The following is a 25738-nucleotide window of genomic DNA, read 5'->3' as shown; positions in this document are numbered from 1 at the left end:
AAGGAAGTGCTGCTTTCAAGTTCGATCGGCTAGGCAGCCGATGCTGCGCCAACGAGTTCAAGGGTGTAACCGACACCGCGCGCGGTCTTGATCCTGAGCGTTGCACCCGCCTGGCTCAAATGCGTGCGCAGGCGATAAATCCCGACTTCCAGCGCATTGGTCGAGACCTCGTCGTCAAATGCATACAAGCTTTCTTCGAGCGATGCGCGCGGCACGGTACGGCCCGCGCGGTTGAGCAAATGTTCAAGAATGCACACTTCGCGGCGCGCAATTCTCAGTACTCGTCCACCGACGGAGACTTGTCTCGCGATCGGATCGAAATGCAGATTCCCGAATGTCACCACCGGCGCCATCATCTGCGTTGATCGTCGCAGAATAGCTCGCATGCGAGCAACGAGCTCGTCGATAGAAACGGGTTTGGGCAGAAAATCATCCGCTCCGGCGTTGAAGATCGCAATCCGCCGACTGAGATCATTGAGATTGCTCATCATTATAGTCGGCATTGATCGTCCTTCGCGCCGCAACTGCTTCAACCAGTCCAAACCATCTCCATCGGGCAAGAAGGAGTCGAGCAGTATCATGTGGTAGTTCGCGCAATCCAACGCGGCCGACGCCTCATCCAGCGTTCGCGTCACGTCGACGGCGAACCCGCAATTCAGCAGCGTTTCCTTCACGGCGCGGCCAAAGTCCGCATGATGATCAACCAGGAGAATTCGCATTCATCGCCTCTCCTCCATCCTTGGCAGGACTTGAGCGTGTCACGCTTGACCATGACGATCGGCGGAACCCAGAGGATGCCGCTTTGGCGTGAATTCGAAAACCCGTGCGCGATACGCAAGAGCCTGTTGGCAGGCAGTGCACGTCCGCCGTCGGCGGATAGGCGAGGCCTGCGGCGGATGGTTCCAGCCCGCGGCGGGGCTCAAAATCTCCTTTACGCCGGCAAGTGATCGGCAATCTCTCACGAGGACGAGAGCCCTGGCGATGTGCTGATTCATCTGCGGGCTAAACATAGCGATGGCTGCATGCATTACGCGAACGCCTGCAGTGGCGATCGCGCCAAACTCGCGGAGTGAAAGGAAGGCGCAGGCGAGAGCGGCTGTATTTGCCGCCGAACGGACTTGCGAAACCGACATTGGAACTCCCAAATCGTCTTGATCCGCGGTCAGTCCTGCAAGGCTGTTGAGCCCGTAGTGTCGTCAAGTCACTACGATACAAGTTTTCCGCGTCTAAGACAGTTTACGCGCTATGCGGCGGACGACAGGCTGTAAAAGGCCAAGAGCGATGAAACGCTCAACACGCCCATGGGCGGGTTAGACATTGTCTCGCCAGCCGGTGATAATGGCCAAACATGATGTCAACCGTCCTGAAGCTCGGTTACTTCCAAGATCTTCTCCGCGCCAGCCGAGCGAAGGCTGCCAAGGAAGAACAAATTGAGCCTGGCATTGCTGTCGCGCATTGTCTGAGGCAGTGAGGCCGGCTCAATTTCGTCAGACGGGTTGAACGGCGCAAGAACGATCTAGTCTCGAGCTTGGACTCAGCCTGTGATCGGTACGGCGATTGCTCGCCTTGTTCTCGCGCGCTGGATCCTCGCCTGACTGCGAAGAGCGCGCTTCGTCTTGCGTTCACAAAGCAGATTAACGATGCAAGATCTGAATCGGAGCAGTCGAGAAGTGTCCCAAGCCGTATCGGCCGAGCATCGAGGTTCTGAGACGTTCGCAATTGTCGCTACCTGTCAGGAAGAGTTCACGCGAGTGGAGTCTGTCGCGAGACTGTCGTAATTCCTACAATCTGACGCTGGGTGAGATTCAAGTGCCTTTAAGGGCTCTTTGTATCGGCGCCATCAACATCGGACTCCTTGTGAGGCAATGACGACACAGTGAGGCCATGCTGTCGAGCTGTGCGAAGGTCAATCGCGCTCTGTCCAAGGTCGTGAGCATTTGTCTGTCCAATCAAGCGTAGCGCCATAACGCCTTGAAGCGCGCGAAGAGGCAGTCGTTCGGCTATGACGCCAAAAGATCGGCCAATCCGATCTGCCTCATACTCGGCAATTTAGTGGGAAAATCGGGGCGGGCGCGGGACGTCGATGTGACGCGAGACTGCCGATCGCTCGAGCCAAGTTGTTTGGTAGGCGACTGAGGAGAGAATCGATTGCCAGACGTCATCTTGAATGCGGTCTCCATACATTTCGATCGACTATGAGGCCTTTTGGCATGCTCGGCAAAATCGATTGTTTTGATGGAACGCATCCAGGTTGCGGATCGGCTGTAATGCCATAGCGCCGCTTGCTACGGGTGAGTGAATGTATGATGCCATCGCGGCCGAACACTGTTGGTTGACGCGCGATTATTGTCAGAAAGAGTTAGCTAACGCGAGGGATGCTGCGCTTTCGGCGGCTTACCTCGCCAAATCCGCCTGCCAACCCCTGAAGCCGGCTGATAAATTCCTGCCTCGCGACACAATGCACCCAAGATGCCACGATGCTTCAACGAGCGGAAAGGGACGAGGGGACAACATCGGTGTCCTCCTGACCTTCCGTCGGAACTGTCAACCGCTATACGGCTCGATCGGCGCCTTCATCGGGCCGTCGGTCGCCCCCCTTACGCTCCGTCTGTTGTTGCATGAGGCGGAGCTGATGCGCCGCTTTTCTTCGTTGCAGGGTGTTGTGGCGCTTGGTCGCCAACGAACCTGCCAAATGGTGCGATCGACCATCTACTCATTACTCTCGCGCTTGTAGGGATTTGCTTCACTACTGGTGCGGTAGCTTTCCAAATTGCCTCCAAGGAACAGGCGCTCGGTTTCCCGGGTCGGCGTTCTGCCCAGTGAGCACATCAAATCGACATCTCCATCGATGGTGTCCTGATCCTCGGCGTTCATTCCAAGCCCAATGCTACTCAGCACGTCGTCGGGCGTCCAGATTGTGGTCTTCGGTACGGTGTAGGTGTGTAGCGCGTCCGCATTGTTGGCAATCGCTCTCGCCCACGGATCGCGAGAGGCGACAAGTTTTGACGGATCCTCGACTAACGATACGAAGGCTGAGACTGTAGTCTTTCCCCGCATATGCCAACCAGCCTGGCGGGCTCGGTCCAGGGGATACCGCTCCAGAGGATCTCCAACGGAAGAATGATCTCGAGCCGTGTTGCGGACATGAGATATTGCCCTCGTGTTTTCTTCCGTGTGCGGCTTGCAATCAGTGTCCTGATTCTGAAAACGCCGCAGTGTGATATATGACGACCTCGCCACGTCGTCGAATACGCGATCTCGATCAATGGCAGCGTCGGTCGCCGATGACCAACGTGCTGCCTGTTGCGCGGCAAGTTCGATCTCGTTCCGAAGTGCTTCAAGAGTGGCACCCGTCAGTGTTGCGGCAAGCTGAGCGCGCCCACTGACGTATGATGAGGCTGGATATCGACTGGGTTCCGAGATCGCCTCGTTTGGCGCAGATGAGGGCGCGGCGCTCGCGGAATCTGCCGCTAAGGAGGGAGACTGGCGCCGCGGTGCGGTAGACCGAATCCAAGTCATCTGGAGCCAAGTCATTCAGCTGCTGCTCAAAGTTTGCTTGGTCTTCTGAACGTCTCGCTGCGATGGTTTGGGCGCTAAGCTCGTCCTGCTGTCGACCGACGTGGTGCGGCCGCTGAACCTCAAACGAATTGTCTGCGGCATTCTGTGGATCAACATTCATCTCTCTACTCCCTTCGAAGTGCCGCCTATCGGCGTGGATTGTTGCAGGTGCAGCTTTCGAGAAGCTGACATCGATTAAGCTGAGACCGGGTTCCTCGACCGCCGCGCTGCGTTCGCTTCACCTGTCGCCTAGAGCAGACAGTCCTTGCAGACTAAGAGGGACACGCAAGCGCATGCGGCTGATCGAGTGCTTCCTTCGTAGAAGTCTGCTCCTGCAGATGTGACGGCTGCATGTCCTCGCTCATTGCGCCCGAGTGGACCAGCGCGACCGCTCGTCGTTTGTGGTTTCCAAGCGGCCGACCATCGAACAAATCGTTGTCAACGCCCGCAAGGCGAATGCCCCCAGAACCTGACCTACGAGGTTGTGATGTTGGAATAGCCGTCGCAACTACTTGCGCCTGATTGCGGCAGGCTGTTTTTGTACAGGCGAGCGCGCTTGCTGAATGAAAGCCAAACAACGCGCGAGCACGACATCTTGAAAAAGGTAAGCTGTAGTACTTATCGAGGGAGAAGAGCATATGAAGATCACCGGCAAAGGACTGACGATCCTGTTGTCCTTGCTTTCGGTCGCAAGCGCTAGCGCTCTGGCGAGAGCCGATGAGCCCTCGCCGAAATACACTGAGGTGCTCAATGCCCTGCAGGCGGGGAAGAATGTGAAGCTCATACTGGACATGAGCCACTGTAGCCCCGCGGAGGGCGGCAAACCTGCATCGGAGACGCAGGCCGGTCTGGTTATCAATGCATTCAGGGTGACGGTCCAGAATGGAATCAGCTTCTCCAATGCTCACCAAACGGTCGACACCTCTGGACATGCCGTGACCGAGTACATCCGCCATAGCCTTAGCCGCGAAGGCAAGCTGACGGTGCGAGCTTCGAAGCTTGTTGTAGGAACCGCCGAGCTTGTGAACCAAGGCGAATTCATCTGCGAACTGCCGGATGGCGCAAAGTTCATCTGGTAACGAAGAGCACAGAGAAAAGGGGCGCTCCGAAGAGTTGATCCGAATCGTGAAGGATCCGAGTTGCGCCAAGTTGCTGCTGTTTGACCAACGTTGGGCGTGAGGGCCGTCGATCTCCATTCGTCTCAGCGATTGGAGGATCGGCGGTTCGGGATGTCATCATATGGGTTGGAGCCCCGGCTTCTCAGTCGAACGCTCCAGATGAGCGGGCAAGGTACGTCCCCACGCCCTCCGCGGTCCTGTTGGGAGTGTATTTACAAGCCGATCAAGCGGCGGGCTCGCGATGATTTCGCTCGACCCTCGGCCCGCTCAGGATGAGCCGGTATCTTTCATGCCGCGTCTTTTGGCGTTCTTCACTTGAACCTTCCGTGCTGCCGAATGCAGCCGCAGGGTGATTGAACCACCCCGCTTAAGATCATGCTGTGAATGGCGGCTACGGGGTTTACTCGCCGTCTCAATTGTTGTTCGGACGTGGCTCGGATTTCCGAAAATAGGCGATCCGAGTGGATTCGGGAGCTTGTGCGGCTGCCCGAGGTGCCGACAGCATATCGTTCAGCCAGATTGCGGCCGATGGAAGAGAAGAACGCGGCCACCGGGTAGGCTTTCAGCCGTGTAGGGCTCGCCATGGATCAAAAAGCGGGTCATGGGGACGTCCTGGCTCGGCAGAAGGCCCAGGTTTTGGAGCATGTCAATCACGAGAGTCGAAGCTTCTCGCGGGCCGTGCCCCCAGTCTAGGCCGAACCACTCTCCGAGTTCAGGAACTTGCGGGAGCGGGTGGTGGCCCGAGGGGGGCGCGGCGGACGGCGGTTGGAGGTTCGCCGCCTGCAATTCGAACCCGGAGGGCCGATCAAGCCCAGATGCGAGGCCGTCGTAGGTATGCGGGGAAGCCATCGGAGTCACCGACGCAGCTTCACTCCCCGAAGCGAACCTTGGGTGATGGATGAGTTGAACGTCATTGGATCCTCTCGGCCCGAGCACGGCCGTATAGCGTTCCCCACCAATCTCATAGTTCATGAGCGGATATTGCGCATTAGGCAAGAAGTCCCACTTGCCCAGCTTGGAAAGCATCATATCGGGAGCGAGCTGGTTGCGATGAGAAAAATCGTTGGGCACTGCGAATGAAACGTCAAATGTATCGCCAACAGCAGGAGAGCGCAGATGGATGAGCTGAAGATCGCTACCCCACGCGGTCCTAACACGATAACTTCGATGCCTGAAGATCGAAAGCAGGCGCAAACTGGTCTCGATCCGCGGCATCGAAAAGCTCTTGCTGGATGACACTTTGCACGTGCGAATGGGTGACTGAACCGGCAGTTGGCCAGCGTACCGGCGCATCGTAGAACGTCGTCGGCAAGCCCTCGCGATCAGCTGCACCTAAAAGCTGTTCCTGGGCGACATCTTGCACGGGTGAGTAGGCGACCGAACTCATGCTCGGCCAAAGCACCGGTGCATTGACTGGCGGCAGGCCCTCGCGATCGGCCGCATCGAAAAGCGCTTCCTGAGCGAAACTCTGCAGGGGCGAGGGGGTGGCACGCAATGGAAGGTGGAGGCACATTGTTTTGGCGCACAGCGTCGAAAAGCATATTCTGGGCGACAAGTTGCGCGGGAGAACGAGCGGTTAAACCCGTTCCCTCCCAAAACTGCTGAGCATTGAAGCCGCCCGCCGGCAATGAGCCGTCCGCGTTCCCTAAAGGCTGCTCACGTTCGAAAAGCTGGACGGACAAATCGGCGGCCGGCTGCATTGACCGGCGCGAATCGCCCACGTAACTCGGCGAGTTGTCCCGCCCCGCGGTTCGGCGGTAGTCGTTCAGCCTGTTCAACGCGTAGATGAGCTTCTTGTCGTTCGGAAACAAAGCATCGGTATAGCCGAGCAGCGCTTTGTGGCTGAGCTTGGCAATCGACAAGGGGCGCAGTGCTGCCGCTAGCTTGCGAAGACTGCTAGCGTAATTTCCAGCGGTTTTTGCGTCCATTGCTCGACCAAAGGCCGCCTCGGTCGCCTCTCTGATGAGATTGGTATCTTCCTTGGACGGACGATAATGTGTTCTGAGCGGCGGAGCGGTATCGCTGGGCTCCCGGTACCTACTCACCATTGACAATGCAGAAAAGATCACCTTGTCTTTTGGCAGTAGCGTCTTGGAGCGCTCGAGCAACGTGTCGTCATCGAGCTCAGCAATCGAGTGACCAGACCGCTTCAGCAGCTCGGCCAATTTGCGAAGCCGACGGTCATAGATTTCAATGGTAATCGCATTGGCGGTGGGCCTCGGTGAAGGGCAGCACCAGACGCTGCTTGGATGAGGCGATCGTCTTGTTCGGTGATGTCATAAAGCCCGCTATGGGAATATACCGGGCCAAGCTGTCGCACCTCTCGCAAGTGTTGCTCGAACACCGCTTGCGGTTCTTTGGGTTGTTCAACCGTGGTATCTGACGTAGCGGCATCTTTATACGCTGGGTTGATCGCGTTGTTTCGATCCATGCTGCAGTCCGCTCGCTTCGTTTCCTCGTTCTTTCGCTACCCACGTTAGCTTTCCAAAACCTGATCTGGCCGGGCGGAAAGTAAGAATGAATATTGGTCGGCAACTGCCTTTTCGAACCCGACGACGAGGCGGCGAACGTAAAGACGGTACAGGCTTCGGCTGAAATTCTGATTTTCCAGGTGCGGTACGCGGGCCACCTCCCCTGATGGCCAGCTCGGCGGGAGCAGTATAGACGGAGCGAAGGCTGCTTTCGATTTCCGAACATCGAAAACAGCCAAGTTGTGCTAAGCCTCTACCCTTAATCTTCTTTCCCTGACTTTCTGTAGGGATTCGATGCGCTCGCGGTCCGGTAGTCATCCAGATTCCCGCCCAAAAACAGTACCTCGCGCTCCTCAGTTGGGGTATCACTCACCCAGGCCAGATTGGGTTCATCATCCTCAGTCCCGTCCTCAAGAATACTGACGATCTCGTCGGCCGTCCAAGCGGTGATCCTTGGCACCGTGTACGTGTGCAACTCATTCGCATTTTCCGCGATCACTTTGGCGCCATACTCGTTGTCGTCGTCTGGCGAGAGGAGCAATTGGGAGGCCTCCTCGGACAGCGACACAAAGGGCGAAGAAGTGGTGTCGCCCCTCATGTGCTCTGCCGCTGCGCGACCCAGATCAAGTCGTTGGCCTCCCCAGATATTCCAGGGGGCGGCGTCGAAACGCGAAGCCGCCATGGAACGCAAATGGGCCATTGCACTCTGATTGGCGAACCCGCGCGGCTTGCAATGGCTAGCGTGGTTTTGGAAGCGCTGCAGCTCCAAGTATGAGGATGCCACTACGTCGTCGTGAACGCGGCTACCATCCACGCCGCCGGTCGACGGTCCAGTCGCTCCTGACCATGGCGTTGACGTCTGCGCGGCGAGTTCGATTTCCCTTCTGAGTTCCGCAAGGCTCGCGCAGGTCAGCGTTACGGCGAGTTGAGCGCGCGCTTTTACAAAGGATGCGGCTGTGCACCGTTCGTTCTTCGGGATAAGGTCCGCTCTCCTATTGCCATCCGTTGCAGTTCGGGTCGATCCAGCGCCGGCTGAAGCTGGTGCTGGGAGGACTGGCCGGTGCTCTCTAAGCCGCAGCTCAAAGTCTGCTTGCGGCGCGGTCTCTTCCTGTTGCGGCTCGACGCAACTGATGCGAGCGCGGACGGGTTCACCTTGTCAAATGGGTCCATTCCATTCTCACTGGTTGCCTTGTCAATATCATCGAGCAAAGTTGGTCCGATGAGGATCAGAGGCTGAGCCGGGCGCAACTCTCGATAAAATTGCAGCGGACGGTATGTTGAGGGGGGCGGAACGGGCTGAGCCAGGATCCAGGTCCTTTTCCTCCAGGTCTTGAGCCATCAAGTGGGCCTGCTAGTCCGATACAGATATTACTATGCTAAAGGGCTTAGCTGTCGAATAGCTGACCAGGCCCATTGGTTGAAGTGAAGTCCGGGCCCTTGCCAGCTGTGCTGGCGGGCCTGTTGTTCATTGCAGGGTTGAGTTTGGCGAGATGGACCCTTCGCCCCTGTCCAGCTCCACGGCAGCGCGGTGTGAATGGTCTGGGAGAAGCGGTGCGCGAAAGAGCTGCAATCGGTGAGCTTGCGCTGGGTGGATAAGTTTATCTGCGTCAGCTTGCATTGTGCGCAAGTCGATGTCGTTGAAAGGCTCGTCCAGGGGCTAGCTCTGATCCGAGTAGCCGATGCCGCAGCCATCGGGCTCGTGATTGCGCCGGTCTGGCGTGAAGCTCATTGTGCTTTGTTGGGACTGCTGTTTGGGGCGAGGAGTTGCGCGGGCGCGGTGAAGGCTGGTCGCAAAACACGACCCGCTCGATGCAATTCAATCCGGACATCCGCCGAGACGTTGGATCGCCAACCAGACGTGACATGACCACGAACGATCCATCCCGAGAGGCGTCCCACTCCCATGTGCCGGTAAGTGAGGCGGTCCGATATCCAGCTGGGTGATTTCGTCGACGTTGATGCGCCGCGATTCTTGATGCTCAAAGGCGGCTGTGTCCAAGGTAGCTGAGTCCCGTGCACATATCGGCGCGGTCGTGGGGCCGTGAAGACGGGCCTTTTTGGAAAATTGGCGGTGCGTCATCACACCCGTAGAGTACGCGAGGACATGCGCCGTGCGCGCGAGAATTAACGACGCTCCAGCATCCTCGAATCCAGCGCAGCTTCGAAGCGTTGCCGTAATGCGGCATCTATAATCTCGAATGGTTCATCGCATTATTAGATGCTGGGCTTGGCGACGCCTTATTGATCGGATGTCACTTTGCAGCGCGGCAGCAAGCGGTCGACCAATCATGTCGCGCCAAAATTGCCGTGTGTTCTCGATCGCATCGCGGTTATCTCTTTCGCGGACGCGCCGGCGCTCCCAATTGCAGCTGCTGCAATTACGCAGCGCGTGTTCGGTGAGCCTGATCAGAGAACGCTTGGGATTACGCGAGGGAAGGTTAGAAACGGCAGTAGAAGAGGATGCCAAGGGACGATAGTAGATTGAAATACTCAACTATTGCGTTTGCATGGTCTGGACCTCTAAAGATCCTCTAGCATGATCATTAGCTCGCTCGGTCGGGAGTCCAAACGTTTCGATCGCGAATCCCATCCAAACATCTTCCTGAAAAGGAGCTGGCTTCTTGATGAATTCTGGAGAGCCGATGTGAATGTACTCGTGTGGAAGCAACCCGCCGCTGGAGACAAGCTGTCAGGTCGGTGTCAATCGGCAACCAGCGTGGTCGAAGCTCTTCTTGGCCGCGCCCGCTCGGAGAAGATCGCAAGACCTACCAAAAGCTTCTTTGGTGACATTCTTCTCACATCAGCCGGCTGTTTGTTGTCTATGCCTCAAATTGGCTGCCCGGAGCACATGCAAGATGCGCTTGCGCGAAAGCGCAGGCTGGCTGTCCACAAGGCCCGCCAAGCAGCTCAGATGCCGCCGCATGAGTGACGGTTATGTCTTCGGGTAACTCCATGCTTCATCTTGGCTTAAATCTTCATGGTGCCGGTGGTCATTCCGCCGCATGGCGCTGGCCGGGCACGAATCCAAGCGCCTTTTTCGACATCGAGCATTACGTCCGCGCTGCGAAGATTGCGGAGCATGGTCTGATGGATGCTGTATTCCTCGCCGACACCCCCGCGATAAGTTCCGACATCACGCACCAGCCGCCGCTTAATGGGCTCGAACCGACGCTGGTTCTCGCTGTGATTGCACGTGAAACGGATCGGATTGGTCTGATTGCGACGGCGTCGACTACCTACAACGAACCATACAATCTTGCCCGGCGCTTCCAATCGCTCGATGTCATCAGCCGCGGGCGCGTTGCGTGGAATGCGGTCACGACGTCGAGTCCGGCGACGGTTGCGAACTTTGGCGGCCGAGAGGTTGGGCGAGCGGATCGCTACAGACGTGCGGAGGACTTCGTTGAAACGGTCCGTGCTCTCTGGCTGAGCTGGAGCGGCGAGATAGTCATCGCCGATCAGGCTGCGGGCGTTTACGCAGATCAGAGCCAATTTCGCCTGCTCGATCCCGCTACCAATAGTTTCGGCATCCGGGGCCCACTTACGCATCCCGCTTCGCCTCAAGGCCACCCAGTCATCGTTCAGGCTGGCGGTTCGGATCCCGGATTACGGCTTGGCGCCCGCAGTGCAGATGTCGTGTTTGCGGCAGCCGGGGACTTGTCAACGGCGATGCAGGAGGCAGAGCGCCTGCGCGCGCTTTCTCGGCAATTCGGCCGCCCTGCGGCCCCGCTCATCCTGCCAGGCCTTGTCACCTGTATCGGGGGTACCGAGGAAGAAGCGGTTCGTCGCAAGAAAAACCTTGACGGACTCCTCGATATGGAGCGCGCCATCGCTGCTCTTGCACGAAGCATGGGTGTGGCAGTCGAGAAGCTCAGCCTCGAAAGGCAAATCCCGGAGGAGATCTTGCCTGCTGCAGATGATGTTCCGTTTTCTGTCGGTCACCATCGCACGATTGAGACTCTGGCGCGTCAAGGTCGGACGGTTCGCGAAATCATTAGCAGCGTTCAAGCGTTTGGCCACCGCGCGCTCGTGGGTGCGCCCGAGCAGATCGCAAACTCGATTGAGGCATGGTTTCGCGCTGGCGCGGTTGATGGTTTCAACATCATTCCGGACGTGCTGCAAGATGGCACTTCGGCGTTTGTCGACAATGTGGTCCCCATCCTGCAGAAGCGCGGGCTCTTTCGCAAAGAATATCGTGGGCAGACGCTGCGAGAGCATTTCGGGCTTTCCATTCCTTTCGGGCCGGCACGAGCCACAGCTAGCCCGCCGCTATGACGCTTCCTCAACATCAAATGATTTGGAGACTGGATATGCATTTGTCGAATGCGCGGTCAACGAGGCGATTCACTGGAAAGTCGGACTATCCAGCAAGAACCGTGAAGGCGGCCCTCCTCGTGCTCTTGGGCCTGTCGCAACTGCCGTCAAGTATTCATGCTCAAGAAGGGGTAGCCGGGAGCGTAAAGCGAGGAGGCGTTATTCGTTACGGGCACTTTCAGGAGCCGGCGTGCCTCTTCGGAGGATGGGTGCAGCAATGGTATCTGCAACGCCAGTACAGCGATAATCTGGTCGCCCGCAGCGAGGATGGCAAGATTGTGCCATGGCTGGCCGAGTCATGGACAATTTCCGATGACAAGAAGATATACACATTCGAGATAAAGCCGAATGTGAAGTTCACGGATGGCACTTCTCTGGATGCGCAAGCCATTGCGGACAACATCAACGGATGGCTCAGCAACGACCCTGATCTGCGTAATCCGACTGCTGCTCCGTATCTTAGCGATAGCTTCGAATCGGCAACCGCAATCGCTCCTCTGAGGTTACAGGTAACCTTGAAGGTGCCATTTCAACCCTTGCTGAACGTGTTTGCTCAATCCTCGCAAGGCATTCTTTCACCTTCCGCGCTCAAACGCGGACTTGCGGTAAACTGCGAGAACCCAGTCGGCTCAGGTCCATTCATTGTCGACAAATGGCGTCATGGACGGGAGGTCACCTTCCGCCGCAATCCCGACTACAACTCGGCGCCGGCCACCGCCAAACATCAAGGGCCGGCTTACATTGACGGAATCAGCTGGAAGTTCCTGCCAGATCAGACCGTGCGGTATGGCTCGTTCATCGCGGGCGAGACCGATGCCATATACGATATCCCAGCTATCGCATGGAAGGAGGCCAATTCCCGTTTTCCATTATTGCGGCACATTACTGGCGGTACCCCTCTGCGCCTGGCGTTGTATACGGCACGGCCCCCATTTGACGATGTGCTCGTCCGCAAGGCGTTTGCCTACTCTACTGACCGGAAGGCCGCAGTCGACACATCATTCCTTGGCTCTTTGCCATTTGAAGGCAACGGTGCGCTGAGTCAGAGCTCGCCGGAATACCTGCCTGAGCTCGGGCAGTCGTATACGTACGATATTCGGAAGGCCAATCAATTGCTTGACCAGGCGGGTTGGACCGAGCGTAATCCTAGCGGCGTTCGTGTTAAGAATGGCAACCCGCTCATCGTGCGCGTGTCCTATTCGAACGCTTTTCTGAAGCCAGATGGCGAGCAAGCCTTGCAAGTTATCCAGCAGCAGGCAAGAGCGGCCGGTTTTGACGTACGTCTTCAGCCTACCAATCCAGCTGATTTCTTCGCAGGAAAAAACCTCGGACCCGATGATTATGAGATTGTTCTCCTCTATTGGGTTGCCCCCGGCGCGGAGATATTCCGGATCTCGTGGAAGCCCGATCAGAAGGGCGAGACTAATCGCTTCAATCCCTCACGCTATCAAGATCTGACGCTTTGGGACATCATTCAAAGGGCGGAGCAGGAACTCAATGGGGCGCAACGTGTCGCCCTCTATCAGCAGGCGGAACGGAAGATCGTGGATGAGGCTCCTGTGATTGGCCTCACGGTGCTGGACGTAACGTTGGCGACCAAGCCAAACCTCAAAGACGTTTGGTTGGACCGCGGCTCGGTCGGCGAACCCGTTTTCTATGACGCTCATTTCGATGATGGGAAGTGACGCCGTGAAAATAGCAGCCCATCATCCCATTGTTTGGTTCGCGCGCCGGATATTCTCCGGTGTGGTCGTGGTGTGGGCTGCCGCAACCTTCGCGTTTTTGATCCAATGTGTGCTCCCTGGGGACCGCGCCCAGATCATCATCAATGCGACAAGCGGCAACGTCGGAGTCGCGTCCTCGGCGGAACTTGCGGCGATCAATGCGAAATACGGATTTGATCAACCGCTCGCGGTTCAATACGGAAAATACATACTGCGAAGCCTGCATGGAGACTTTGGCGAGTCGTACCAGCAGCATCGGCCTGTCGCAGGGATCATCGCGGAACAGATTGGCCCTACCATTATTCTGGCGGTCACCGCGCTGCTGTTCGCATGGATTATCGCAGTCCTGACGACCTTGTTCATCGCCGGCAGAGACAACATGTGGGCGAAGTTGCTCAATGACACGCAGGTCTTTTTTGCGACCGCGCCGCCCTATTGGCTGGCCACAATTCTGCTGGTTGTTTTTGCGGTAAAGCTGCGCATTTTTCCGGTCATCGGTGGAAGTTCTCCGGCCGGGCTCATTCTGCCGACACTTGCGTTGGCTCTTGAACTATCGGGCTTTTTCGGACAAGTCGTTCAGAACGAGTTCACGCGCGTGCTCGAGCAGCCGTTCGTTACGTCCGCGCGGGCCCGAGGCATGAGTGATTTCGGCGTCAGGCTTCGCCACGTCCTCCGCCATGCCGCATTGCCTGGCATTAGTTTATCAGGTTGGGCGCTCGGCAAACTGCTTTCGGGCGCGATTTTGATCGAGGTGGTTTTCGCCCGTCAAGGCCTAGGTGGAGTCCTTGTTGCTGCAACGTCCTCGCGAGACGTTCCGATTGTCTCGGGAGCTGTTCTGGTCTCTGCGGGCCTGTTCGTTCTTGTTAGTTTGATTGTCGATCTGACTTACCGGGTGGTCGATCCGAGGATCAGGTTGACATAAGCATGTTCGCCGAAGCCACCGTGTCTCGTTCGCTCAAAGGGATCCTGGCAATCGTCGGCCATGTTCCGTTCCGAGTTGCCGCCTGTCTTATCATCATTGGCCTCTTTGCCCTCGCGGCTGTGGCGCCAAAGGTGCTGCAGACGCACGATCCGCTCGCTATTGATTTGAGATCGTCATTACAGTCTCCGTCGATCGCCCATTGGTTGGGAACTGATCAATTGGGTCGAGATCTTTACTCTCGAGTAGTCGAGGGGGCAGGCCAATCGCTGGCTCTTGGACTAGGTGCGACGGCGCTGAGCATGTCCATTGCGATCGTTTTCGGCGTCGCCGCCGCAATTTCTGGTGGCGTATGCGACAGCATCCTGAGCCGGATTGTCGATATGCTCTTCGCAATTCCCACGCTCCTGCTCGCCCTTGTGTTCGTGACCGTTTTTGGGCCGTCGGTATTGACTGAGGTCATAGCTGTCGGAATCAGCACAGCGCCAGGCTATGCGCGCATGATCAGGGGCCAGGTGCTTGCCATCAAGGGGACAGGGTATGTGGAGGCCGCCAAGGTGCTGGGCCATCCATTTCCCCGTATTGTCTGGAGGCATATACTTCCCAACGCCATGAACCCTCTGACGGCAATGATGACGATCGGCGTAGGTCAGGCGATTATATGGGCCTCCGGTCTTGCTTTTCTTGGACTCGGCGTCGCTCCCCCGGCGCCTGAATGGGGCGCGCTGCTCAATGCCGGGCGCAATTATGTAATCTACGCCTGGTGGCTGGAGATCATACCCGGTTTGGCAGTTACGACGTTTGCCCTCAGCCTCACCATCATCGGGCGCCATCTACAGGACCGTCTGGAAGGAAAAACGTGAATGTCACAGGGTCGGCTACAGCCTGTCCCGCAGCAGCCAGACCTCCTCACGGTCGATTCGCTGCGTGTTTCCTTCGGTCGCGCCACCGACGAGAAAGCGGTTGTGCGCAGCATATCCTTCTCCCTCCGACCGGGACGGTGTCTCGCGATTGTCGGTGAATCCGGCTCGGGCAAGAGCGTGACTGCGCGGGCTCTCATAGGCCTCGCTGGTCGCTACGCCAATGTTCATGCACGCCAGCTAAGCTTCGACGGAACGAGCCTGATGGGTCTTAGCGATCGTGCCTGGCGGCGCATCCGCGGCAACGAGATTGGCTTTGTATTACAAGATGCACTCGTCTCACTTGATCCGCTTCGCCGGATCGGCAAAGAGATCGGTGAAGGCTTGCTCCTCCACGGCGCGGTATCATCGCGCAAGGAACTCGCGCAGCGCGTCATTGCTCTTCTTAAGCTCGTCGGTGTCCCCGACCCCGAGACCAAGGCCAAGCAGCTGCCGCATCAGTTATCCGGCGGCCAGCGTCAACGGGCTCTCATCGCTTCGGCACTTGCGCTCGATCCCCGCATCCTGATTGCCGACGAGCCGACGACCGCTCTCGATGTGACGGCGCAAGCTCATGTGCTGTCGCTCCTTGAGGAGACCAAAACGAGGGGCAAGGCTCTGATTCTGATCAGTCACGATCTGGCAGTGGTCTCCCGCGTGGCGGATGAGATCCTCGTCATGCGAGAAGGCGAGGTCGTCGAACGCGGTAACGCCGGCCAAATATTCAAAGATCCGGAGCACCCCTATACTAAGCAGCTGCTGGACGCCGTGCCATCAGGCCGGCCGCGCGGCTCACGCCTCTCACCATCCGCTATTGTGCGTGCGCCTGCCCGGCAAACGCAGCCAGAAGTGCAATCCCCACCGACATCTCGTCCCATCCTGCTCGAAGCGACAAGTCTGGTGAAGCGCTTCAAGGGCCCGGATGGCACTTTACGGACGGCTGTGGACGGCGTCTCCTTCGAACTGCGATCCGGCGAGACTTTGGGCATCGTAGGTGAGTCCGGATCAGGAAAGTCAACGATGGCGCGCATGGTCCTGGCGCTCGAGGAGCCTGACGAGGGAGCCGTTCAGTTTGCAGGCCGGCCTTGGACCGCGCTCGCCGAGCGCGAACGGCGGGCTCGGCGGCGGTCACTATCGACCATTTACCAGGATCCTCTTGGCTCGTTTGATCCACGTTGGACGGTCGGACGCATCATATCCGACAGCCTTTCGAGCGACGTTGAGACGCGGCGCAAGCGGCAGGAGCGCGTTATCGAGCTGCTCGATCTGGTCGGGCTATCCCAGGCCTTGCTGGACCGACGACCGCTCGAGCTCTCGGGCGGTCAGCGCCAGCGCGTTGCGATCGCCCGCGCGATCGCGCCAAATCCTGCCGTCATCGTCTGCGATGAGCCGGTCTCGGCGCTCGACGTCTCGATCCAGGCCCAGGTCTTGGACCTGCTCGGCTATCTGAAGGACCGCGTCGGCGTAAGTTATCTCTTCATCTCGCATGATCTCAGTGTTGTTCGTCACATCAGCGATCGCGTCATAGTTATGCGCCGGGGGAGAATCGTCGATAGTGGCGCCACTGAAGAGATATTTCGCAATCCAGACTCTGAATATACCAAGAGCCTTATCGCCGCCATGCCGCGTCTTGTGCGCGACCACCAGATAGGTCGTTCAGCTACGATCCTCGAAGAAGGCATCGCATGAACGCCTTCGAATCCGATTCTTTATCATAAAATTGTCTATCTCCGATCGCGGGGCATTCGCCTTTGCGCGCCGAGTTGGTCACGATTACGCGCTCATTCACCGCTCGAACAGGACAGTCCGTGGCACGGGTTCCCACTAGATGGACCGGTCGGCGCGCGGAGCAGGGCGAGTCGAGTTCTAACCCTGAGCTCGGCGATCCGCAAATGTCGGATTGCAAGTCACCGATTGCGTGCTCGCAAAGGACAGGCGGCTCTTGCGCCCCTGCAAACGAGCTCGCAATCTTCGCTTTCACGATAGCCTTGCCATCATGGTGCGGTCCCTGACAACGAGAGTGTGTTTGTCAGGTTCAAAACATTCGGCGTCAATAATGATTTCAAGACGCCTATTCAGCCGTTAATTGCGACTGATGCGGCTGGCACGGTCATTGCTATCAGAAATGAGGTAACGCCGAGTAGGGGCCCACTTCAGCCCTGTGAACGATCACTTTTCCCCCGGAAGCCGTGGGTTCATTCTGAAAAACAAGCAAGGCCCTGAAGTTTTCGCATTCGGTTTGATGGAGAGCGAATTGGATTTGCCTAGAAGAGCCGACGAGACAAATCGCAACGACTGGACGGCAATGTCAAAAGACGGTTGCGTTGTCAACGTTGCCGGACTCGGTGAACAACGTCAGCGCGCTGCAGCGGGGGCGCATGACTAGAATTCGGATGACGTGCTCAAGCGTGCCGGCTGCGGAGGTCACCGACACAATAGGCGCCTCATCGAGGCATCGTGTCGTCATTTCGCCGATGAGTTCGCCACAGGTCGCATAGCTTACCTTCAAGGCGGAGCAAGAGAGGTCGATAACAGGCCCCCCGCAATCCGGGCAATACGGAATCGTCATGTCGCAAACGATCGGCCCTGATAGTGAGTGCACCGCGAATGAAGGGGCAGAGCACTGGTCAGATCCGAAGCACAATCTATCATCAGATGGCGACTTTGTTCGGTACTGGAGCCGAGCTGCCGATCGGCTGCGCGCGGTGGCTGCGGTTGGGAGGCGAACCGAAGAGGCGATCGGAAGGACCGGGATTGGCTTGCAGCTATCGTCCGAGAACTTTAACGGTCACGACCTGTCAGACTTCCCGTTGCGACGCTGTACCCTCAATCGTGCGCAGCTCTACGGAGCAATGTTGGATCGGGCAGACCTTTCTGGGGCGAATCTTATCTGTCCGGGGCTAGAGAGGGCAAGTTTCCGTGGGGCCAAGCTCGATTATGCGTATATGCATGCGATTGCAGCGCAGGTGTGCAACTTCGACGATGCCAGTCTGCGCAATGTAATTGATGCAACAGGCAGCCTGTTTCACGGTTGCAGCATGAAAAGGACACGCTTCGATAACGCCATGCTCAGCGGGCTTCTCGCTTACCAATGCGACGCGAGTGATGCTGTATTCGATGGCGCGGAGCTACAGGGTTCGACCATTAATGAATGTTTCCTTCCTTCCGCTTCCTTCCGCTTTGCCAAGCTGAGCCAACTCACGATCACGAAATCACATCTGGCGTCTTGCTCGTTCTTCCAGTCAAAGGGGAACTGTTTATCGATTGTGCGTCCCACCTCGGTCGATGGTCTTGTCCTGGAAGGCGCTCATCTTCCGTATCTGAGACTCTCAAAGGTAAGCGGCCGCATCGCAGCGAGAGGCATGTGCGCACCATTTGCTGATATTCACTTGTCAAATCTTCCAAATGCGGAGCTTGAGCAGACGGACCTGACCGAGGCACGGCTTCTGTCTGTAAGCTTGTCCAACGCAAACCTCGTCGGTGCCGTGCTTAACGGTGCATCCATTCATTCCTGCGAGCTCGACGGAGCGGACCTGTCTCTGGCATCAGGCGAATGCATTTCTATAACAGAGAGCACAATGCGAGCCGCCAAATTATCGGGCTTTCGTGGCCGCTCTAGCTTTGTGCGCGACTGCGATCTCGAACGTGCAGACCTATCCAATGCTTACCTTTACAGGTCGATGATCACCGGTGATCCCCCGCAATCAATGGCACTGGATGAGGCAAATCTCGAAGGATCGAATCTCGTTCAGGCATATCTCGCCGCAGGAATGACGAGAACCAATCTGGAGGCAACGCGGGCCGCGTACGTTCGCATGAACCAATCGTCCTTGCGCGAGGCGAACCTGAGTGGGATGTCGCCGTTCCAGGCCAGCTTCGTAAAGGTGGACTTTTCGGGCGCTAAGATAACCACATTCGAGCCACCGTTCTTTGCAGACCGATGTCCGGGCCTACAGGCCGCTCTGAAGGGGGATCAGCCACGCGAGCCATTAAGCTATCTGACTGAATTCTCATCCTTGATCAGACGGGGTCGAGAAGGGTCTACCTGACGGATTCAGGGACTGGCATTCAAAGAGACTGGAGTAGAAAATGCATCTGGCATGTCTTTCCGCAGGTAAAGCGTTCATCCGGGAGGTGGCGAGAACAGGGCAGACTATCGGGACGGTACATACTCTCGGAGCCCTGCATCTTGGGCATGCAGAACTGATCAAAAGGGCGGCATCGGAAAATGACGTCGCGATCGTCACAGTCTACCCGAACAAGATCCAGCTTAGACCGGGTGGGAGCTACGACTTCAATTTGGACGAGGATATTGGACTTGCATTGCGCTCGGGAGCAACTGCCGTAATTTCCTCGAACGACACCGAAATGTTCCCGCCTGGCTATCGAACCTTTGTATCGCAAGGCGACTGTCATTTGCGTCTAGGGGGGCCTGACGCCTATTTGAAGGAAGCCGTTACCGGGGCAGTCCGCTGGATCTGCTATGCGAGGCCAACTCGCAGCTACTTCGGCCTGAAAGATATCGGTCAGGCGATCCTGGTGAAGCGCGCCGTGGCAGACCTCCTTCTGGATTGCGAGATAAGGTTTGTGCCGACCGTGAGATACAAGAACGGAGTGCCCATTTCGTCGCGTTTGAGGCGATTTAGCCGTTCCGAGCTTGATGAACTGTCGTGCCTTTTCACGGCACTCAACCATTCGAGGAAAGAGATCGCCCGAGGGGTATCTAGTGTGAAGGATTTGGTCGCGTCGGCCACATCTCAGACCAAGTTCCGGCAGTTTAATCTCGATTTTGTTCGAATCGTCGGCGCCGACAACTTCGAAGACCTGGAGCAAGTCGAGCTCCCTTTCATCATTTTTGGAGCGGCAACGGCTCATGGTCTCAGGATCTTCGATAATATCTACGTTCCAGATCAAGATACTCTCGTGAAGGGTCCTTCGGATATCTGGATCGATCTGCCTGAACAGTCCTAGCCAGACGATTATTCATCCATGACCTTGAGAAAGCTATCCGTTCCGGCCGTATCCCAAAGCGAGCGTCACCTTATGAAGGTGTACTCGGCTTGATGTTGCCTCGAACGCATAGCCATCTCTAACCAGCGCTGAGAGCACTCATTGATCCATTGAGTACATCGACTTGGAAAGTCAATGCGATCCTTACTGCCCGACATGGTAGGGCGAGGCTGGTTGCACTGTGAGGTAGCCTGGTCGAGCGGCCCGTCGCAGCCGAGCGCTGCGGCAGCTCGAAGGCGACGAATCGCACCACGCCGTAAACTCTCGAGAGCAGAATCTGCAGAGATGATCATGACAAGGCGATCGGAAGATTATAGGGCTGAGGATTCGTGTGTTATCCCGCTCAGTAAGCTGGATGTAAGCGACGGCAAGCGCTTTCAAGACGACAGCATGTGGGCTTGCTTTGAGCGGTTGCGAAAGGAAGATCCCGTTCACTACTGTCAAGACAGTGCTCATGGTCCATATTGGTCCGTGACGAAATACCGGGATATCGTAGCCGTCGACACAAACCACAAAGCGTTCTCGTCCGAACAAGGTGTCACTATTGTCGACGTGCCTGGCGAGCACTGGACCCCGAGCTTCATCAAGATGGGGCCTCCCAAGCACGCCGAGCAGCGCAATACCGTGAGCCCGATCGTCGGACCGGAAAGCTTGACGAAGCTCGAAAGCTTGATCCGGTCTCGGGTCAGGGCGATTCTCGCGGGCTTGCCGCGCAATGAGGCCTTTAACTGGGTGGACATGGTGTCCATAGAGTTGACGACGCAAATGCTCGCCACGCTGTTCGACTTTCCATTTGAGGATCGGCGACTGCTGACCTATTGGTCAGACGTTGCTGTTACAGCTCCGAAAGCAGGCCATGCAATCGACAGCTGGGACAGGCGAAGCACCATCTTGTCCGAGTGCCTGGAGTATTTCACCCGGCTTTGGAACGAGCGCATCAATGCCGAGCCGCGCCTCGATTTGATTTCCCTGATGGCGCATTCGCCCGTCACACGCCAGATGGAGCCGAGCGAGTTTCTCGGAAATCTGATTCTGCTGATCGTTGGGGGAAACGACACCACGCGCAACTCAATTACCGGAGGCCTCCTGTTCATGAGTCAATATCCCTCCGAGCTGCAAAAGCTAATTGACAATCCCAAGCTAATCTCAAGCGCCGTGTCCGAGATTATTCGGTACCAGACGCCAATCGCACATATGCGCCGTACCGCCGCGATCGACAGCATCATAGGCGGAAAACAGATCAGGAAAGGCGACAAGGTCGTCATGTGGTACATCTCCGGTAACAGGGACGAAGAGATTATTGACGGCGCCGACAATTTCATGATCGACCGCAAAAATGTGAGGCAGCATCTCTCGTTCGGATTCGGCATCCATCGCTGTCTTGGTCGACATCTTGCGGAACTTCAGTTGAGAGTCCTCTGGGAAGAGATTTTGTCTGCGCAATTGGGGTGCGAGGTTGTCGGCGAACCCGAGCGGATTGCATCTAACTTCGTGCACGGCTATTCCGCTCTCCCCGTGCGGATTGCAGCTTAGGCCCAAATTGCTCTGCTCACGCAGAGGGCAGGCGGCGGGGCGGGCTTGTCCTGAACCATCTTTGGTTTCTGCAAGCAATGCAGATGGGATGATCGACGGGAAACAATGCTGCATGGCGGAAGCAATTACCGGCCCGGCAGACGCTTGGAAGGACTGCGGGAAGCGACAGGTGAGGCGCGCGTCTCGACTCGCAAACGCTTGGCATGCCGATAATTGAACCTCAACGGCCACTCCGATGCAGGTCCCGGGCCACCTCGAATAGCCGAAAGCATAGAGGCCAATGACCTTGATGTTGAAAATTGTAGCTGTGGCAGCGATTTTCCTTGGAGAAGCTCTTTCGATATTCGCCGAGTTAATTGCCTCAAGGCAATTCGGAAAGGCCGGTGGCGATCTGGCGATGCTTTGGCCGATGTTTCTCCTTGTATGCTTGGGTGGCATCCTGCTCGTTCTCGGATACGCGCTAGGCTACATGCATCTGAAGAATATTTGGATCATTGTAGCGATATCGGTGGGAGCGATCCTGGTCGTGGAACCGATACTCACGGTTCTGCTCTTCAGAGACGTGCCGACCGCCGGTTCGCTGATTGGGCTGGTTCTCGGTGCGTTTGGTGTGCTCGCTGCAATGTTTCTATGAAGGTGATCTCACCGGACCCGGATGGGCGCCGCACTTTTGCGAAATGCAGCGTGAGGATCTGCGAAAGATCGATTCAGCCGGTTCGAACGAGGAAAATATCGCTTCTGGATCGACCTTCTGCATCTCGTCGTCATCGGTGTACGGCCGCTAGGTTGTTAAGCTCTTCTGTCAAAGTCGCCTTGCCGTTAGCAGCACGCGCGCGCCGAACGTAGGTCTGCCAATCTATATAAGCTGGCCATTTCTGCTTGACCATCATTAGCCGATTGGGCTGCGAGTGTTCTCCCGGCTACCTGCGAACTTGTGGGACGAGTTGACCCAGTTGGCGTGGACGGAGCCGCCGGCAAAGGGGCAGGATTCGTACCGGATCGCGTCACGGCCAGGGAAGCCTCAGCCGCGGTCACGTCTCGGCTGCTTACACCGACGCGGTTACCCGCATCGCTCTGTTCAGCAACATCAGAGCTCCGGCGGAATTGGAACTTCAGGTGACATCGGCTTTCTTGTGCATGCGCAAGACCGCTTTTGGTCAGCTAGTCGTCAGTCAGGCGGTCTATCCAGACAGGCTGCACATTCGCGACTTTTATTGAAGACGAAGCATGACAGGCATTGGCCGACCCGGCGCATCGGAAGTTGGGGCGTAGGAGCCGGCAACACCGAAGACGTGAGCGGTTCGAGCATGGAGCCCAGCCTCTTCCCGGGAGCACGCAGTCAATCTTTCGATGCCGTCTTGGAGCGGATGCGCTCTGGACCTCAAGACAGAATCGCGGCGCTTGGCAACTCAACTTCGGATGTGGCGGCGCCAACGCGGGACGAGATCAAGGCAGCAAGGCAAAAAATGGGCAGCCTGCTTGAGGAGCTTGAAGCTAGTCGTCGAGCGGCCACGCGCGCCCAGAACTTGCAAGAGGCGCAAGAGCTGATCGATCAAGTCGTCGAAGCAGGCTCAACAGTTCTGGAGTACTACGCGGATCTGCCTGCCAATTTGGCGCGTCGCATTCTGCCCGACGACCGGGCTCGCCGCCTACGCGACGACACACTGGACGCGGCCGAAGAATGTAACGCAGTCGCCACCCAGATTGTCTACGAGCTGGAGAAGAAAAGAAAGGAAGCATTAGGCTGGCTCGAGAGGATCAAAGGCGCCGGTACGCCCGTCCAGGTGAGCGGCTCGTATAAAAGCGTGGCGAACCACTATGCAGCCCACATGGAATGGTGGGGAAAGAAGGTGTTGCGCCTTGAGCGGATACAGTCTGTCTGTGCGGCTACTGCCCACTTGCCAAGCAGCACGCCCGAGATGCGCAAGGCCGAAGAGGCTGCACTGAGACTGCATACTGGCTGGGCTCTCAACACGAGGTGCGTGTATCTGCAAACGCGGATTGCTCTCGCGAAGCTCTTGATTGACTCGCCAGCGAGCACGCTCGACCCAGACGTGCGCGATGCCCTGATGGACGAGAGCGGGCGGGTGCGTCTGCTCGAGACCTTCGTCGGGGATGTTTTTCCAGCATTCGTCTCCACGTGCGACGCCGTTCTGCACCGCGATGGAGCAGTGCTCGACGCGGAGCATCGCGCCGTTCTGGAAGGAGTCATGGAGCGGCTTTCGGAATTTGCATCTGGGCTGAGCGGCATGGTTGCCAGCCTGAGGCAGGTCGGAACGGGAGCTGAAGTTCCCCTGCAGTTGCTGGACGAGATCGAGGAAGGGGCGTGGGTGACCGCGAACGAGGTCATGCGGCTGCTTGCATTGCAGCCAACTACGCCAGCCACGATTGAACCGCCGGCTTGGGCTGCGCTGCCGGAAAATACTGCCGGGGTGAGCCAAGGCAATTCAGGCAGAAAAGGAAAAGGAAAAGCAAAAGGAAGGCGCGCGGCGGCTGCAGGCGAGGGGAGTTCAACGGCCAGCTCATCCGAGCCGCAACTCGCCAGGCCCGATACCGCTACGGCTCCGACGCGCAAGGTTATCGTGCGCTCAGATCTCGGTACCAAGAAGCTCGCCACCATGGAGGAAGCACGCGCCTCATCCGCTGCAACCGAGCACCTCCAGATGTGGCAGGCGCCGCCGTCCAAGGAAGCCCTGGCGGGATTACTTGAGCGATTGGACAAGCTGCTGCAGTTCGATCTGCCGGCTCAGCAGAGCGCGGTCTCGCAGGTGCGCCAGATGAAGCCCGAGGATGCCGAACACGTCTTGGGTCGGGTTATTACGCGCTTGCAGACGCAGGCCGACGAAAGTGGGGCCTGTGTTACCGCGCTGCAGGAGCCTCGCCGACGCGGCCTGCTCACGCCTTCGCAAGTTCCCGAAGTGCACGACAAAATAGTCCGGCTCAATGGGATGTTGTCCGAGCTGCAGGGACAGGCAAGATCATTGAAAGCGCAGAGGGCAGTGATCACGAGTGATTGCATGAAGACCTACCCGTTTCCATCGCAAAAGTACCTCGAACAGCTGCGCGCGGCGGGGGAACTGGAGTCAGTGGATCCGCCGCGCGCCTTGAAGGGAGAGCCAGGGAAGCTATTCGAGATCAAGCTGCAGCCCAGGGCGCTGCGCAGCGGCGCGATGCCAAGGCCGATGTGGGGGCACATACATACCGAGCGGCCGCCTCATGCCTGGCAATTGGCAACGCTTAGCGATCGCGAATTCGCCGCCTGCCACGTGAAGTCCGACGAACAGCGCGGATCCAATCAGCATTGGCAGAACGCGCGAGCCGCCGAGGGTCACGAGAATGTCGTGATCCACCGCGGCAAGCTCACCCCTGCGTTCTGTAGGTCCTTGTTGAGCACCGCCGCTGGCCAGCGGTGGCAGCCGTTTGCCGATCCGCAGCACGTTTCAACGCAGCTGGCTCAACTGCGGATCGAGTGAGCTGGTTGTCTTGCGGCGGTGAGCCGTTCGGTGGCAGCGTTCATGCCTTAGAATCGGCTCGGCGCATTGCCTGAGCAGCGCCTTGGTCCTTCAGCTCCATCTTGGAGAAGAACGGAGCCTGGGAGAGAGCACACCTCACGGCACGGTTACCAACCGGCGGCCCGGAGGATTGTTGGTTGTTCCGGAAGCAAGCTGCCATTCCGGGCAGTGGCGAACATCGGCGCCGATGCGGGCAGTTAGGCCGCCGAGTATTGCAGATGGAGAACATGTACCTGATGCCGGCGGCCCGCCGGATGTAACAGTGCTTTCACCTGCCTGGCCGCGGCAAACTGGCGCGCAAACCATCGGCAGAGCTTCAACAGATCGCGGATGGTCCGGGTGCAGGGGAGCTGACTATCCGGGCCGCTTTGACGAATCAAACCGGGCGGTGCACAACAACGCTGCCTGTTTGCTACTCTTGCAAAGGGCTACGACGGCCCCAGCATCACGCCTCCTTGGCCCCCAAAAGATGCTGGGGCTCGTCGTTCTTCCTTGAGCGTCTCGAGCCGAGTGACGTCAAAGGTGCTTTGCTTCAACTGCAATGGCGCGCCGAGCCGCTCCGACAATCCCAATACATGAGCGCATGGTCAGTCATGTCGCTGCTTGTTCAGTCGCCGTCACGAGCGACCGACCGGCGGCATCGCCCGAAGAGGGCCTCCACCGCCCGATCAGCTTGGCGG

At 57.6% G+C, this 25738-nt stretch carries 17 protein-coding genes; 12 read left to right on the top strand and 5 right to left on the bottom strand.

Going from position 1 to position 25738, the window contains the following annotated elements:
• Positions 1–29: 29 nt before the first annotated feature.
• Together QA642_RS41285 and QA642_RS41280 are read right to left on the bottom strand one after the other, a co-directional pair.
• Positions 30–719: a response regulator transcription factor gene (locus tag QA642_RS41285; RefSeq protein WP_283081948.1), complete on the bottom strand. Its 690-nt coding sequence runs from the start codon at positions 717–719 to the stop codon at positions 30–32.
• Between the two features lie 1990 nt (positions 720–2709).
• Positions 2710–3057: a hypothetical protein gene (locus QA642_RS41280; protein ID WP_283081947.1), complete on the bottom strand. Its 348-nt coding sequence runs from the start codon at positions 3055–3057 to the stop codon at positions 2710–2712.
• A gap of 1139 nt (positions 3058–4196) precedes the next feature.
• Here QA642_RS41280 and QA642_RS41275 point away from each other — a divergent pair.
• Complete coding sequence (locus tag QA642_RS41275; protein ID WP_283081946.1) at positions 4197–4637, top strand: VirK family protein; 441 nt, start codon at positions 4197–4199, stop codon at positions 4635–4637.
• Positions 4638–5186: 549 nt separating this feature from the next.
• Here QA642_RS41275 and QA642_RS41270 read toward each other — a convergent pair.
• The 3 genes from QA642_RS41270 to QA642_RS41260 all read right to left on the bottom strand — a co-directional run bounded on the left by QA642_RS41270 (position 5187) and on the right by QA642_RS41260 (position 7916).
• Positions 5187–5891: a hypothetical protein gene (locus QA642_RS41270; RefSeq protein ID WP_283081945.1), complete on the bottom strand. Its 705-nt coding sequence runs from the start codon at positions 5889–5891 to the stop codon at positions 5187–5189.
• Between the two features lie 107 nt (positions 5892–5998).
• Positions 5999–6841: a hypothetical protein gene (locus QA642_RS41265; RefSeq protein ID WP_283081944.1), complete on the bottom strand. Its 843-nt coding sequence runs from the start codon at positions 6839–6841 to the stop codon at positions 5999–6001.
• Positions 6842–7406: 565 nt separating this feature from the next.
• A complete protein-coding gene (locus QA642_RS41260; RefSeq protein WP_283081943.1) occupies positions 7407–7916 on the bottom strand; it encodes a hypothetical protein in 510 nt (169 codons plus the stop codon).
• A 1767-nt stretch (positions 7917–9683) separates the two neighbouring features.
• Here QA642_RS41260 and QA642_RS41255 point away from each other — a divergent pair.
• The 11 genes from QA642_RS41255 (at position 9684) to QA642_RS41205 (ending at position 25019) form a co-directional block, all read left to right on the top strand.
• Positions 9684–10076, top strand: a complete 393-nt coding sequence (locus QA642_RS41255) for a hypothetical protein (RefSeq protein WP_283081942.1) — start codon at positions 9684–9686, stop codon at positions 10074–10076.
• Positions 10077–10099: 23 nt separating this feature from the next.
• On the top strand, positions 10100–11422 hold the full coding sequence (locus QA642_RS41250; protein WP_271609028.1) for an NtaA/DmoA family FMN-dependent monooxygenase: 1323 nt from the start codon (positions 10100–10102) through the stop codon (positions 11420–11422).
• A 101-nt stretch (positions 11423–11523) separates the two neighbouring features.
• On the top strand, positions 11524–13146 hold the full coding sequence (locus QA642_RS41245) for an ABC transporter substrate-binding protein (protein WP_271609027.1): 1623 nt from the start codon (positions 11524–11526) through the stop codon (positions 13144–13146).
• Positions 13118–14107, top strand: coding sequence for an ABC transporter permease (locus tag QA642_RS41240; RefSeq protein ID WP_283081941.1), 990 nt, complete (start codon positions 13118–13120; stop codon positions 14105–14107). The genes QA642_RS41245 and QA642_RS41240 overlap by 29 nt, the downstream gene beginning before the upstream one ends.
• A gap of 2 nt (positions 14108–14109) precedes the next feature.
• Positions 14110–14967, top strand: a complete 858-nt coding sequence (locus tag QA642_RS41235; protein ID WP_283081940.1) for an ABC transporter permease — start codon at positions 14110–14112, stop codon at positions 14965–14967.
• Positions 14968–16692, top strand: a complete 1725-nt coding sequence (locus QA642_RS41230; protein WP_283081939.1) for an ABC transporter ATP-binding protein — start codon at positions 14968–14970, stop codon at positions 16690–16692.
• An 878-nt stretch (positions 16693–17570) separates the two neighbouring features.
• Positions 17571–19052, top strand: coding sequence for a pentapeptide repeat-containing protein (locus QA642_RS41225; RefSeq protein ID WP_283081938.1), 1482 nt, complete (start codon positions 17571–17573; stop codon positions 19050–19052).
• A gap of 40 nt (positions 19053–19092) precedes the next feature.
• Entirely contained in the window at positions 19093–19974 is an 882-nt protein-coding gene (locus QA642_RS41220; protein ID WP_283081937.1) for a pantoate--beta-alanine ligase, read from the top strand.
• A gap of 330 nt (positions 19975–20304) precedes the next feature.
• Positions 20305–21546: a cytochrome P450 gene (locus QA642_RS41215; protein ID WP_283081936.1), complete on the top strand. Its 1242-nt coding sequence runs from the start codon at positions 20305–20307 to the stop codon at positions 21544–21546.
• A 280-nt stretch (positions 21547–21826) separates the two neighbouring features.
• The gene (locus QA642_RS41210; protein WP_271609019.1) at positions 21827–22180 is read left to right on the top strand and encodes a hypothetical protein; all 354 of its coding nucleotides are present in this window, start codon (positions 21827–21829) and stop codon (positions 22178–22180) included.
• A gap of 673 nt (positions 22181–22853) precedes the next feature.
• Complete coding sequence (locus QA642_RS41205) at positions 22854–25019, top strand: hypothetical protein (protein WP_283081935.1); 2166 nt, start codon at positions 22854–22856, stop codon at positions 25017–25019.
• Positions 25020–25738 lie beyond the last annotated feature (719 nt).

Origin of the sequence: Bradyrhizobium sp. CB2312 (assembly GCF_029714425.1) — a bacterium.
Lineage (GTDB): Bacteria > Pseudomonadota > Alphaproteobacteria > Rhizobiales > Xanthobacteraceae > Bradyrhizobium.
This window is presented reverse-complemented; position numbering and strand designations above follow the sequence as displayed.

Excerpts from the sequence above, each read along its gene's own strand:
- QA642_RS41285 (WP_283081948.1), bottom strand. The coding sequence starts at position 719 with ATGCGAATTCTCCTGGTTGATCATCATGCGGACTTTGGCCGCGCCGTG.
- QA642_RS41280 (WP_283081947.1), bottom strand. The coding sequence starts at position 3,057 with ATGCGGGGAAAGACTACAGTCTCAGCCTTCGTATCGTTAGTCGAGGAT.
- QA642_RS41275 (WP_283081946.1), top strand. The coding sequence starts at position 4,197 with ATGAAGATCACCGGCAAAGGACTGACGATCCTGTTGTCCTTGCTTTCG.
- QA642_RS41270 (WP_283081945.1), bottom strand. The coding sequence starts at position 5,891 with ATGCCGCGGATCGAGACCAGTTTGCGCCTGCTTTCGATCTTCAGGCAT.
- QA642_RS41255 (WP_283081942.1), top strand. The coding sequence starts at position 9,684 with ATGATCATTAGCTCGCTCGGTCGGGAGTCCAAACGTTTCGATCGCGAA.
- QA642_RS41250 (WP_271609028.1), top strand. The coding sequence starts at position 10,100 with ATGCTTCATCTTGGCTTAAATCTTCATGGTGCCGGTGGTCATTCCGCC.
- QA642_RS41240 (WP_283081941.1), top strand. The coding sequence starts at position 13,118 with ATGACGCTCATTTCGATGATGGGAAGTGACGCCGTGAAAATAGCAGCC.
- QA642_RS41235 (WP_283081940.1), top strand. The coding sequence starts at position 14,110 with ATGTTCGCCGAAGCCACCGTGTCTCGTTCGCTCAAAGGGATCCTGGCA.
- QA642_RS41230 (WP_283081939.1), top strand. The coding sequence starts at position 14,968 with ATGTCACAGGGTCGGCTACAGCCTGTCCCGCAGCAGCCAGACCTCCTC.
- QA642_RS41225 (WP_283081938.1), top strand. The coding sequence starts at position 17,571 with ATGTCGCAAACGATCGGCCCTGATAGTGAGTGCACCGCGAATGAAGGG.
- QA642_RS41220 (WP_283081937.1), top strand. The coding sequence starts at position 19,093 with ATGCATCTGGCATGTCTTTCCGCAGGTAAAGCGTTCATCCGGGAGGTG.
- QA642_RS41215 (WP_283081936.1), top strand. The coding sequence starts at position 20,305 with ATGACAAGGCGATCGGAAGATTATAGGGCTGAGGATTCGTGTGTTATC.
- QA642_RS41210 (WP_271609019.1), top strand. The coding sequence starts at position 21,827 with ATGACCTTGATGTTGAAAATTGTAGCTGTGGCAGCGATTTTCCTTGGA.
- QA642_RS41205 (WP_283081935.1), top strand. The coding sequence starts at position 22,854 with ATGGAGCCCAGCCTCTTCCCGGGAGCACGCAGTCAATCTTTCGATGCC.